Origin of the sequence: Algoriphagus sp. PAP.12, assembly GCF_026652115.1 — a bacterium.
Classification (GTDB): Bacteria; Bacteroidota; Bacteroidia; order Cytophagales; family Cyclobacteriaceae; genus Algoriphagus.
Map to the genome: position 1 here is coordinate 16,588 of NZ_JAPPSQ010000023.1, position 11,874 is coordinate 28,461.

11 protein-coding genes are annotated in these 11,874 nt (G+C 38.9%); 4 read left to right on the forward strand and 7 right to left on the reverse strand.

Annotation, left to right across the window (positions count from 1 at the left end; genetic code table 11):
- Positions 1-20 precede the first annotated feature (20 nt).
- Genes O0V13_RS19285 through O0V13_RS19310 form a run of 6 tightly spaced genes read right to left on the reverse strand, consistent with a single transcriptional unit; the run spans position 21 to position 5,661 of the window.
- Positions 21-506, reverse strand: a complete 486-nt coding sequence (locus O0V13_RS19285) for a hypothetical protein (RefSeq protein ID WP_268036641.1) — start codon at positions 504-506, stop codon at positions 21-23.
- 57 nt (positions 507-563) lie between these two features.
- Positions 564-1,184 carry an ABC transporter ATP-binding protein gene (locus tag O0V13_RS19290; RefSeq protein ID WP_268036642.1) on the reverse strand — a complete coding sequence of 207 codons (621 nt, stop codon included), beginning with the start codon at positions 1,182-1,184 and terminating at the stop codon, positions 564-566.
- Positions 1,185-1,186: 2 nt separating this feature from the next.
- On the reverse strand, positions 1,187-1,966 hold the full coding sequence (lpxA, locus tag O0V13_RS19295; protein ID WP_268036643.1) for an acyl-ACP--UDP-N-acetylglucosamine O-acyltransferase: 780 nt from the start codon (positions 1,964-1,966) through the stop codon (positions 1,187-1,189).
- Positions 1,963-3,357, reverse strand: a complete 1,395-nt coding sequence (locus O0V13_RS19300; RefSeq protein WP_268036670.1) for a bifunctional UDP-3-O-[3-hydroxymyristoyl] N-acetylglucosamine deacetylase/3-hydroxyacyl-ACP dehydratase — start codon at positions 3,355-3,357, stop codon at positions 1,963-1,965. The genes lpxA and O0V13_RS19300 overlap by 4 nt, the downstream gene beginning before the upstream one ends.
- 37 nt (positions 3,358-3,394) lie before the next feature.
- Positions 3,395-4,417, reverse strand: a complete 1,023-nt coding sequence (gene lpxD, locus O0V13_RS19305; RefSeq protein ID WP_268036644.1) for a UDP-3-O-(3-hydroxymyristoyl)glucosamine N-acyltransferase — start codon at positions 4,415-4,417, stop codon at positions 3,395-3,397.
- Positions 4,418-4,437: 20 nt separating this feature from the next.
- The gene (locus O0V13_RS19310) at positions 4,438-5,661 is read right to left on the reverse strand and encodes an HD domain-containing protein (RefSeq protein WP_268036645.1); all 1,224 of its coding nucleotides are present in this window, start codon (positions 5,659-5,661) and stop codon (positions 4,438-4,440) included.
- A gap of 60 nt (positions 5,662-5,721) precedes the next feature.
- On the opposite strand from O0V13_RS19310, the gene porX reads away from it, so the two are divergent.
- Genes porX through O0V13_RS19325 form a run of 3 tightly spaced genes read left to right on the forward strand, consistent with a single transcriptional unit; the run spans position 5,722 to position 8,916 of the window.
- Positions 5,722-7,275: a T9SS response regulator signal transducer PorX gene (porX, locus tag O0V13_RS19315; RefSeq protein WP_268036646.1), complete on the forward strand. Its 1,554-nt coding sequence runs from the start codon at positions 5,722-5,724 to the stop codon at positions 7,273-7,275.
- A gap of 29 nt (positions 7,276-7,304) precedes the next feature.
- Entirely contained in the window at positions 7,305-7,715 is a 411-nt protein-coding gene (gene tsaE / locus O0V13_RS19320) for a tRNA (adenosine(37)-N6)-threonylcarbamoyltransferase complex ATPase subunit type 1 TsaE (RefSeq protein ID WP_268036647.1), read from the forward strand.
- Positions 7,705-8,916, forward strand: a complete 1,212-nt coding sequence (locus O0V13_RS19325; RefSeq protein ID WP_268036648.1) for an alanine dehydrogenase — start codon at positions 7,705-7,707, stop codon at positions 8,914-8,916. Before tsaE ends, O0V13_RS19325 begins: the two co-directional genes overlap by 11 nt.
- A gap of 6 nt (positions 8,917-8,922) precedes the next feature.
- On the opposite strand, the gene O0V13_RS19330 is transcribed toward O0V13_RS19325, so the two are convergent.
- Entirely contained in the window at positions 8,923-9,396 is a 474-nt protein-coding gene (locus tag O0V13_RS19330) for a response regulator (protein WP_073572898.1), read from the reverse strand.
- 205 nt (positions 9,397-9,601) lie between these two features.
- Between O0V13_RS19330 and O0V13_RS19335 the strand changes: the two genes are divergently transcribed.
- On the forward strand, positions 9,602-11,872 hold the full coding sequence (locus tag O0V13_RS19335; RefSeq protein WP_268036649.1) for an Rv1355c family protein: 2,271 nt from the start codon (positions 9,602-9,604) through the stop codon (positions 11,870-11,872).
- Positions 11,873-11,874: the final 2 nt, after the last annotated feature.

Sequence of the window (11,874 nt, forward strand, 5' to 3'; positions counted from 1 at the left end):
TATAGGATTAATTTTTCCCTTTATTTCTTTATCAAATTGAAAACATAGCTTCCAGCGACTACTTGCGTTCCATTCAAACGTCCACCTGGTGCCGGAATATTGAATTCTAACCTTAGATTATCTCCAGTTCGAGTAAAAGATATTTCCCTTCCAGCTGCAGGTTGGCTTCCCGTTAATGTAAACTTATCAAAGTTGCTTCCTGCAAAGACCCAGTTCCCAGAGCCGTCATATAGGTCATTATTATTGATAGTGGTATATGTTTTGGTGGAGCCGGAGTTTAATTTCAATTCAAAACTAGAATACAAATCAGTTACTGTGGAACCGCTTCTAGTTACTGAACCTCCTCCTGCTACAGTCCAAGTCAATGAACCAGTCCCTGTCAAAGCTTCAATTGCTTTTTCCTCTGGAGTTTGCTGAGGCGTTGGAGTTGGATCATCGCCCCCACAAGACATAAGCAAAAGGGTAAAAAATGCGAAGGTAGCCCAAGATAGAAGTGCTTTTTTCATGGATTTGATATTAATAACTTAAAATTAACCATATCAGGTTAAGTTCAAAGTAGCTTTTTATTTATAATCCTCAAGAACGAGTTTTTCCTGGCAGAATTCAAACTCTCGAGGCTCGTTGGAGCAAATCATAAGAATTTGATCTTTGGTGTATTTTTCCACCAAATCTAAATACCAGCTAACGCCTTTTTTATCCAAGTTCGTTGTTGGCTCATCCAAAAAAACGATCGATACATCTGAAAAAAGAGAAAGGCCGAGTTTTACTCGTTGCTTCATTCCGGAAGAGAACTGAGAAACCAATTTATTTCTATGATCACTCAAATACAGAATTTCCAACATTTCAGAAATGTCTAATCCCTGTTTTGGGGATTTGAATTTGAAATGAAAATCTAGTAATTCTTCGAGGGTAAATTCTTCAGGTAATTCCAAATAGGGGGCAGCAATGGTTAATTGCTTGAACCAATCTGTGTCTGGGATCTCTGCTCCATTCAGATTGTAAGAAACTTTGCCTGAAGACAAAGGGATGGAGCCAGCTAGGCATTTTAAAAGTGTAGACTTGCCGGAACCATTACTTCCTGTTACGGCAAGTCTATCTCCACTTTGAAGGGAGAGAGTTAGATTTTTGAAAATCCATTCGTATTGAAAACGCTTTGAAGCTTCCTCGATCTGGATTTTCAGCATGATTAATTGAAATAACCTTTCATCACACCTCTTTCAGAAGAGCGGATGAAGTTTAGGATTTCGTCTCTTTCTTTGGTAGCAGGAAGGTTTACTTCGATTTCTTCCAATGCCTTGCTGTTATTTAAGCTATTCAAGAAAAGATATCTGTAGACCTCCTGAATGTGTGCAATAGATTCTGAAGTGAAACCTCTTCTTCTCAATCCCAATGAATTTACGCCGGCATAGGAGAGAGGTTCTCTCGCAGCTTTTGTAAATGGAGGTACGTCTTTTCTCACCAAAGAACCACCAGATATCATGGAATGCATCCCAACTTTCACGAATTGATGAATGGCACTAGAACCACCAACAATCGCCCAGTCGTCAATGGAAACGTGACCTGCAATCTGCACCGAGTTTGCGATGATTACATTGCTTCCGATCACACAATCATGTGCTACGTGGACATAGGCCATCAAAAGGCAGTTGCTTCCGATTACAGTGGTTTGTTTGTCAACTGTACCTCTACTGATTGTTACACATTCTCTGATGGTGGTGTTGTCACCGATCATTACTGTGGATTCTTCACCTTGGAATTTCAAATCCTGGGGGATTCCTGAAAGGACTGATCCAGGGAAAATTTTACAGTTTTTCCCAATTCTAGCTCCTGGAAAAATTGTCACATTTGGGCCGATCCATGTATTGTCACCGATGATGACATCTCCATGAATCATGGTAAATGGATCAATATGGACATTCTCTCCAAGTTGAGCTTTAGGGTCTACATGCGCAAGAGGGCTGATCATGATTCTTTACGGGTTATACTGGCTGTCATCACCGCTTCGCACACCAAGGTGTTTCCTACATAAGCTTCTCCTCTCATTTTCGCAATTCCTCTTCTGATTGGAGCCAATAGTTCACATTTAAAAATTAAGGTATCTCCTGGAAGAACCATCTTTCTGAATTTACAGCTTTCGATACCCAAGAAATAGGTCCAGTAGTTTTCTGGATCATCCACAGTGCTCAATACTAAAATACCACCGGTTTGAGCCATTGCTTCCACTTGTAATACACCTGGCATTACAGGATTACCAGGAAAGTGACCCAAGAAAAATGGTTCATTCATAGTAACGTTTTTCACTCCAGCCACTACTGTATCATCAAGATAGATGATTTTATCCAATAGTTGGAAGGGGTATCTATGAGGGAGAATATTGGAAATTTGATTGATATCCATCACCGGAGGTAGCTTTGGATCATAATGTGGGATATGGGAAGCTCCCGCTTTTTCCATTGCTCTTTTTAGTTTTTTTGCAAAAGCCACATTAGCGGCATGCCCTGGCCTTGCAGCTAAAATTTGGGCCTTCAAAGGTCTACCAACCAAGGCCAAATCACCAACCACGTCTAATAGTTTATGACGAGCAGGTTCATTTCTATATCGGAGGTCTACATTATTTAGAATTCCCTCTTTCTTGACTTCTACATGTTGCTTATTGAACATTTTAGCCAAATGAGCCAATTCCTTTTCTTCAACAACTCTGTCTACAACCACAATTGCATTATTCAAGTCTCCACCTTTGATCAGGTTGGAGTTATACAGCATTTCTAGTTCGTGCAGAAAGCAGAAAGTTCTACAAGAGGCGATTTCGGATTTGAATTGACCAATATCCGTAATTGAAGCATGCTGGCTCCCCAAGACTGGGCTGTTGTAATCTACCATTACTGTCACTCTATAATTGTCAGTTGGTAGGGCAACCATCTCTACTTCACGAGAAGAGTCTTTGTATTGGATACTTTCCTCCACTTCGAAAAATCTCCTTAAGGCATTTTGCTCTTCAAGCCCTGCATCTTCCAAAACTTCAATAAATTGAATAGAAGAACCGTCCATAATTGGAGGCTCAGGCCCATCCAATTGAATTAAGACGTTGTCAATTTCCATTCCAACCAAAGCTGCCAATACGTGCTCCACAGTATATACTCTGGCTCCGTTTTGTTCTAAAGTTGTGCCTCTGGAAACGTCTACCACCAAATCACAATCTGCGTCAACAGTAGGGCTGCCTTCCAAATCAATTCTTTGAAACTTGATCCCATGATTGGGAGGTGCAGGTAGGAAAGTCATATTGGAAATGACTCCAGTATGAAGCCCAACTCCAGATAGCTCTACCTGTTTTTTGATGGTATGTTGTTTTACTTTCATTATTTCTTCAGCCATTTAAATGCTTGGGGCCGCAAAATTAAGGCTTTTTTTCGAGTTCTTTAAGCCGCTTTTCGAGGTCTTCCAGATTTTTAAAAATAGAATAAGACTTTAGGAATTGCTTCAGATCCATTCCCATATATCCGAATAGGGTCTCACCCGATTTTTTTATTGATTTTGATATGCCAGTATTCGCTCCGATAGTCGTGTTGTCAGCAATCTTGATATGGCCGACAATACCTGCTTTTCCAGCAATTACGCAATTTTTTCCGATTTCTGTAGATCCAGAGATTCCAGATTGGGCTGCGATTACCGTGTTCTCCCCAATTATTACGTTATGAGCAATTTGAACTTGATTATCAATCTTGGCTCCCTTTTTAATAATGGTTGAACCCATAGTGGCGCAATCCACTGTTGTGTTGGCCCCAATGGAAACATTGTCTTCAATGATTACATTTCCAATTTGAGGAATAGACTTGTAGGTCCCGTCTGCTTGTGGAGCAAAACCAAATCCATCTGAACCAATTACAGCACCCGAGTGAATTTCACAATTGGTGCCGATTTGGGTTTCAGAGTGAATTTTCGCACCTGCGTGAATTATCGTATTATCCCCGATTTTTACATTGTTTCCTACATAGGCATGGGGATGGATTTTAACATTTTGGCCGATTTGGCAATTTTTCCCAATGTAAGAAAATGCACCTCGGTATTCATTCTCTCCAATAGTGCTGCTGGAATCCATATAGGCGGGTTCTTCCACACCAACCAAAGCCGATTTGGTGAATTGGGCATAAGCTTCCAAAAGGGCTGTAAATCCTAGGTAAGCATCTTTTACCCGAACGATATTCGTCTTGAGCTCTTTGGAAGCCTTAAATCCTTCCGAAACGATGACAGCTGTAGCCTCAGTTTGGTAAATAAAAGGCTCGTATTTTTCATTGGAAAGAAAACTGATTCCCCCAGGTTTTCCCTCTTGGATTTTATCCAATCGAGAAACTTTTTGAGTCTCGTCTCCTTCGACTTTTCCTTCTAATAATTGGGCTAATTGTCCTAGTGTAAATTCCATACAGCAAAAAGAATGAAAATCTAAATTAGACTTTTGGCTTTACATATATAATGTTTCTCCACGATTTTACTCATCACTTTGATGTTTGGTAAATCAGCAGCTTGAGCTACATCAATCACCTTTCCAACTTTGGTGAGGATATTGATTCGATCGCGAATTAGATATCCATAATTACTTACTTTTCCCTGCGAAAAGAAATAATCCAAATCAGATTCAGGTATGCCTAGTTTGGCAATAGTTTTTTCCTTGGATTTTAAAATCTCTTCAGGAGAAAAAGGTTCACTATCTAGGCTGATTTTGAAAAGATTCCTTGTCAAAAACATTTGAGAGATATTTCTCAAGACATAATCATCCGACTTTTTCCAAAGCTTGATAGCTCCCCAAAGGTCCAAATCATCTAATTCTAAGAAGATTTTGAGAAGATCTGGATTCTTTTTGAAATCCTCCAAAGTCAATTCATGCCCTAGGAGATAGTCGAATTCATCAGAAATCGGGAATTGAGCTCCTTGAGTTTTTAGATCTTTACCACGCTGAATCAAGTTGATCAGCATTTTCTCAGCACTCACGGTTGTCTTGTGGAGGTAAACTTGCCAATACATCAATCTTCGAGCGCTTAGGAAATTCTCAATGGAATAAATCCCTTTTTCCTCAATCACTACTTGATCGTTTTTTACGTCCATCATTTTGATGATTCTGTCAGCTCCTATAGTTCCCTCAGATACTCCTGTGAAGAAACAATCTCTCTGAAGGTAATCCAGACGGTCTATGTCTAACTGGCTGGAAACCAATTGATGGAAGAATTTTCTTTCATATTGATTCTTAAAGATTCTTAAACTGAGGGATAGTTTGCCACCTAATTCCTCATTTAAGAGTTCAATAATCATAAGAGAAAGCTCTTCGTGAGGAACAGATTTTAGGAGACTATATTCCAAAGCATGGGAAAAAGGCCCATGTCCAATGTCATGAAGAAGGATTGCAATAAGTGCAGCCTCATATTCCTCATTGCTGATTTCAGTGCCTTTGTTTCTGAGATTATCCAAAGTGATACTCATCAGGTGCATGGCACCCAAAGCATGGTGAAAACGCGTATGGAGAGCACCTGGATAGACGAAGTCTGTCAGTCCTAACTGCTTGATCCTGCGTAATCTCTGGAAGTAAGGGTGATCAATGATGGTAAAAATCAGCTCACTCGGAATGGTGATGAAACCATAGACGGGGTCGTTGAGTATTTTCTGGCTTTTCAAGGAGGCCTCTTTTGTTTACCCAAAAGTAATTATAATTTTAAAAGAAACGGAATCATAACAATGCAAAACCCACAGATCCTTTGGGCAGACGATGAAATCGACCTCCTCAAACCACATATTCTTTTTTTGCAGCAAAAAGGCTACGATATAGCTACTGTCAACTCTGGTGTAGATGCAATCGAGGAAGTTGAGAAAAATAATTTTGATGTCATTTTTCTAGATGAAATGATGCCAGGAATGACAGGCTTGGAAACTTTGCAGCAAATCAAGCAAATCAAGCCTCAAATTCCTGTGGTGATGATTACCAAAAGTGAGGAAGAGCATATCATGAATGATGCGATCGGAGGAAAGATTGCCGACTATCTGATCAAACCTCTCAATCCAAGTCAGATTTGGCTTTCTGTCAAAAAGATTCTTCAAAATCGCCAATTGATAGACGAAAAGACTACGCTCAATTACCAACAGGAATTTATGAATATCAGCATGGCCTTTGGAGATGCTGAGGATCATGAAGACTGGGCCAATATTTATAAAAAACTCACCTATTGGGAGCTCCAGATCGATTCGACTGAGAATAAAAATATGTTGGAGGTTTTAGAGTCCCAAAAAACTGAAGCCAATTCCTCTTTTGCTAGGTTCGTCAAGGACAATTATCTGGATTGGATGCAAGAGAAGAATCAAGAAAAGCCCTTGCTTTCCTATCAGGTGATGAAAAAGAAGGTTTTTCCAAAGATGCGAGAAGGGAAGCCACTTTTCTTCATCGTGATAGATAATCTAAGATTAGATCAATGGGAAGAGATCGAAAGCTTGGTTTCTCCCTATTTCAATATTCAAGAGAAACAGACCTATTATAGTATTCTACCGACCACCACTGCTTTTGCCAGAAATGCCTTGTTCAGTGGGATGATGCCAATGGACATGGCTCGGTTTTATCCGAATTTCTGGGAAGATGAGGATTCGGATGAGGGAAAAAATAATTTTGAGGAGGATTGGATCCGAATCAACATGGAGAAAAATCGAATCGCTGGAAAATTCACATACCATAAAATTCTTCAGGCAAACCAAGGGAAAGCGGCTTTAGATCAATTTCACGCCATGCTCCAAAATGAGCTGAATGTATTGGTTTATAACTTTGTAGATATGGTTTCCCATGCCCGAACCGATATGAAAATGATCCGTGAATTGGCTCCGGATGAATCTGCCTATCGTTCTTTGACCAAAAGTTGGTTTGAGCATAGTAGTTTGTTCGATTTGCTCAAAAAGATCCAAAGTGCAGAAGCAGATGTGATTATCACTACAGATCATGGGACAAAGCGAGTGAATAAGCCTTACAGAATTATCGGAGATAAAAATGTGACAACGAATTTGAGATATAAGCAAGGGAAGAATTTGAATTTCGAAGCGGGGAAAGTTTTTGAAATCAGAAAACCTGAAGATGCCAAACTGCCAAAATTGAATGTTTCTTCTAGCTACGTTTTTGCTGTGGAGGATTATTTCTTCGCGTATCCCAATAATTACAATTACTATGTCAACTATTACAAGGATACTTTTCAGCATGGAGGTGTATCTTTGGAGGAAATGATCATACCGATCGTTCACCTTACTTCAAAATAGTCAGCTTGGTGCTTAGTAGAATATATGAAATGTCGGAACTTGGATCTGTTGCCGATTGGGTATTTACCCATGTAGGAGATGAGAAAATCTGGGTTTTTCAAGGCGAAATGGGAGCTGGTAAAACTACCCTAATCAAAGCTCTCGGTGAAAAAATGGGTGTGATTGATCCCATGAGCAGTCCAACTTTTGGGATTGTTAATCAATATGAGACTGATAAAGGTGAGAGAATTTACCATTTTGACTTTTATAGACTTGATGATCCAGCTGAGGCATTGGAAATTGGAATAGAGGAGTATTTCTATGGTGGGGATTATTGTTGGATGGAATGGGCTGAAAATTTAGGAGGATTGATCCCCGATCAATTTTTATTGGTAAAAATTGAGTATAATACTGCCTCAAGTAGAAAAATTACACTTCAACTAATTGAGGATGTCCACTGAGATGAAAGATATAGCTGCTGTTGGGCTGATTCCTAAAGAATCTCCAGTCAAAGTAAAAAAAGACGGAAAACAATTAAGTATTGGAATTCCCAAAGAGAAATCATCAGAGGAAAAGCGAGTTGTATTGACTCCAGAGGCGGTAGGATTGTTGACTAACAATGGAATGCACGTGATCGTGGAAACAGGAGCCGGTGTTGCTTCCAAGTTTTCAGATCAAGATTATTCAGACGCAGGAGCCAAGGTAGTTTATTCCTCCAAGGAATCCTTTGAAGTCGATTTGGTCTTGAAAGTAGATGCTCCAACCATTGAAGAAATCGGCTTTATGCAGTTGGGAGCATGTTTGATTTCAGCTTTGCAAATCGGGAATCAAAGTAAAGAGCTGATTCAAGCTTTGAATGCAAAAAAGATCACCGCAGTAGCTTTTGAATACTTAGAAGATAAAGTAGGTGGGATGCCAGTCGTTCGTGCAATGTCTGAAATTGCTGGTAGTACTGTGATGTTGATTGCTTCAGAATATCTTTCCTCAGTTAATGACGGAAAAGGGCTGATCATGGGAGGCGTAACCGGTGTTCCTCCAACCCAAGTGGTCATCATCGGCGCAGGAACAGTAGCTGAATATGCAGCTAGAACAGCCCTAGGACTTGGAGCGAATATCAAAGTTTTTGACAATCACATTTACAAACTCCGTAGACTAAAGCAATTACTTGGTCAACAAGTTTATACTTCTACAATTGACAATTTGACTTTGACACAGGCTTTATCTGAGGCAGATGTTGTAATTGGGGCCCTCAGGGCTGAAAAGGGAAGGAATAAAATTGTAGTAAGTGAAGAAATGGTGGCCAATATGATGCATGGAAGTATCATAATTGACGTTGGGATTGACCAGGGAGGTTGTATTGAGACAGCTAGTTTGACTACTCATAGTGAACCCACTTTCACAGTTCATGATGTGATTCATTATTGCGTTCCCAATATAGCTTCTAGGGTTTCTAGAACAGCTTCCTATTCTTTGAGTAATATTTTTACCCCAATTGTCCTTCAAATGTCAGATTTGGGAGGTCCAGAAGAAATGATTTTTAATTACCGATGGTTCTTGAGAGGCGTCTACACTTATCGTGGTAGCCTAACCAATGCCTATTTAGCAAGGAAGTTTGATCTTACTCACAAGGAATTACAATTACTCCTAGCTGCCAGATATTGATTTGCCTTAAGAAAGAAGGTTTTGTCTTAACAAGAATTCTAATTGATCATTTGCTTTGATCAATGACTGTGTCAAACGTTCGTTTTCCTTACGAAGTGTATATACTTCAAACGCATTTTTAATAACTGTTCTCAAATAATCTTCTTCCCAAGGTTTGGTGAGATAATGATATACTTGACCTTTATTAATAGCATCAATTACAGCTTGGATATCTGTATATCCAGTCAATAAAACTCTAATTGGATTTGGGTGAATGGGGATGATTGATTCAAGAAATTCGACACCAGTTTGCTCAGGCATTCTTTGGTCAGTAATAATGATGTCTATCTCTTCTTTTTCTAGGACCTCTCTTCCTTCTTTCGCTGAAATAGCAAGGAAAATTTTAAAATCACGGCGAAAAGTAGCCTTGAATGCCTGAAGATTATTTTCTTCATCATCCACGTATAAAATTCTTATTTTTTCTTCAGACTTCTTTTCCATTAACTATCCAAACTAATATGGTATGTGAAATTAGTTCTAAATAATTGTATTTTTTTATCAAAACCAAACAATTTGTTTCATGTATTTAATCAATAGCGCATTAGATTTTTCAATGAATTAGAATAAATAATTGATACAATTGATTTGACATATAAAATCAAAAACTAACTTTACCTATCGTCACCTTTACCCTTTCTTACCAAAAATGCTTATTTCATCCAAATCTGCCTTGGCTGATCAGGTTTATCCAATAATTCTTGATCCTAAGAATTATTGCGATAAAGAAAAGCTGGTGGACCTATTTCACAATCCTCAAATATCTATTGTTGATCAAATTGAGAGTCAGGTAGCAGACTTAATTAAGTCCAACCATCCTACCAAGGCATTATCAAAGAAAGAATTGGAAGGACAAATAGATGAGTTTTTCGAAGGTCAGATCAAAGAAGATTATGGTAATTGGGTTTATTACCCATGGAAATCTACATTAGTCCATCTTTTGCCAGAAGAGGAGTTTATTAGAGTCAGAACACTAAGAAACAATTATAAAATCACTCCTCAGGAACAAGCTGAACTGGCTCAAAAGAAAGTTGGAATCGTCGGGTTGTCAGTAGGTCAAAGTATTGCTTTGGTCATGGCTCTTGAGAGAAGTTTTGGGGAATTGCGGCTTGCAGATTTCGATACCTTGGAATTGAGTAATCTTAATCGTCTGAGAGCGGGTGTGACAAATTTGGGAACTGAGAAAGTTGTGATTGCGGCTAGGGAGATTTCAGAAATGGATCCTTATCTCAAGCTAAAGCTTTACCGAGATGGTATTTCGGAGGATAACATTGATGAGTTTTTTGAGGATGGGGGAATGTTAGACCTGATTATTGATGAATGTGACAGTCTAGATATTAAGGTTTTACTTCGAGAAAAAGCCAGAAGTAAAAAAGTGGCTTTAATGATGGAAACTTCAGATAGAGGAATGCTAGATGTGGAGCGTTTTGATGATGAACCAGATAGGCCATTGTTTCATGGGTATTTGGGTGACCTCAATTTGAAATCATTGAAAAACCTGACAAATAAGCAAAAAGTACCCATGGTACTGAAGATAACAGGTGAAGATACCCTTTCAACTCGGATGAAAGCTTCCCTATTGGAAGTAACTCAGAGTATCACATCTTGGCCTCAATTAGCTTCTTCTGTTTTTTTGGGAGGTGCTTCAATTGGGCACGTTGCGCGAAATTTTTTATTGGGAGAAGATATTGAGTCGGGCAGGTATTTTGTTGATTTGGATGAATTGATTCCTTCCAAAAAGATTAAAAAAGTAGAACAAACTTCATCCGAAGAAGTAAGTCAAAGTTGGTCTGAAGAATCAATTTATAATTACAAGAAAGGTTCCTCATATAAATTGTTGCCTGAAGAGTTGGAGCATTTGGTCCGATTAGCCAATCTGGCTCCTTCAGGTGGGAATTCTCAACCATGGAAGTGGGTTTTTGATAAAAATGGAGTTCTCCACTTGTTCGAAGACAAATCCTTGAGCAATTCTTTATTGGATTATAAAAGTTCAGGCTCCCTTTTAGCCTTTGGAGCTGCACTTGAAAATATTCGTCTTGCTGCTGCAGATATGGGGGTCCAGGTAGAGATAGAATATAAAGTCTCTGAATTTGATCAAGATTACATTGCTCAAATTCGTTTCCAATCAAAATCTTCTGAAAGCATTTCAGTACCATTTGGAGAGCTTTCTAAGGGAATTGAACTTAGATGCACCAATAGGAAGAATGGTCCAAAAGAAGAATTGAAGTCAGAGGATCTTGAGATTTTGAAGGCTACTGGGACTAAAGAAAAAGAGATTTCAATAGAAGTAGTCTCTTCCAATGAAGACTTGAAACAACTTGCTGGTATTATTGGGGGCATGGATCGATATCGATTACTTCATGAGCAAGGATATCAGGATTTTATGGATGAAATCCGATGGTCAGATGAAGAAGCCAAAAGCACAGGCGATGGAATAGATATTGCAACTTTGGAAATGGATCCTTCCTCCAGAGCTGCCATGGGCTTGGTGAGAGATCCTGGTACAGTAGAATTTTTCAGAAAACATGATTTGGGCTTTGGCCTATCTAAAATTTCTGATGATACCATACTTAGCTCCTCAGCTATTTTGATGATTGAAAGCGATTCTTATGATCCTATTTCAATCTTAAAAGCTGGCGCTACTCTTCAGAGAATTTGGCTGAAAGCTAATATATTGGGTATTAGTATTCAGCCTGTTTCCGGATCCCTGTTTATCTTTCATAGGGTAGAAGGTGAAGAAAACAGTGGGTTTACTCCAGAAGAAAAAGAAGGTATAAAGGGATTGAAAAAGGACCTGAATGAAATTTTCAATAAAGATCTTCAGAGGAAAGAAATCTTTATGATTCGCCTTAATAAAGCAGATGAACCAAGTATGCGTTCCTATCGGCGGGATGTGTGGAAAAGCCTTATAGTGTTGTAGGA

What these genes read in the sequence shown, in the direction of transcription:
- O0V13_RS19285 (WP_268036641.1), bottom strand. Translation starts at nt 506, where the DNA reads ATGAAAAAAGCACTTCTATCTTGGGCTACCTTCGCATTTTTTACCCTT.
- O0V13_RS19290 (WP_268036642.1), bottom strand. Translation starts at nt 1,184, where the DNA reads ATGCTGAAAATCCAGATCGAGGAAGCTTCAAAGCGTTTTCAATACGAA.
- lpxA (WP_268036643.1), bottom strand. Translation starts at nt 1,966, where the DNA reads ATGATCAGCCCTCTTGCGCATGTAGACCCTAAAGCTCAACTTGGAGAG.
- O0V13_RS19300 (WP_268036670.1), bottom strand. Translation starts at nt 3,357, where the DNA reads ATGAAAGTAAAACAACATACCATCAAAAAACAGGTAGAGCTATCTGGA.
- lpxD (WP_268036644.1), bottom strand. Translation starts at nt 4,417, where the DNA reads ATGGAATTTACACTAGGACAATTAGCCCAATTATTAGAAGGAAAAGTC.
- porX (WP_268036646.1), top strand. Translation starts at nt 5,722, where the DNA reads ATGCAAAACCCACAGATCCTTTGGGCAGACGATGAAATCGACCTCCTC.
- tsaE (WP_268036647.1), top strand. Translation starts at nt 7,305, where the DNA reads ATGTCGGAACTTGGATCTGTTGCCGATTGGGTATTTACCCATGTAGGA.
- O0V13_RS19325 (WP_268036648.1), top strand. Translation starts at nt 7,705, where the DNA reads ATGTCCACTGAGATGAAAGATATAGCTGCTGTTGGGCTGATTCCTAAA.
- O0V13_RS19330 (WP_073572898.1), bottom strand. Translation starts at nt 9,396, where the DNA reads ATGGAAAAGAAGTCTGAAGAAAAAATAAGAATTTTATACGTGGATGAT.
- O0V13_RS19335 (WP_268036649.1), top strand. Translation starts at nt 9,602, where the DNA reads ATGCTTATTTCATCCAAATCTGCCTTGGCTGATCAGGTTTATCCAATA.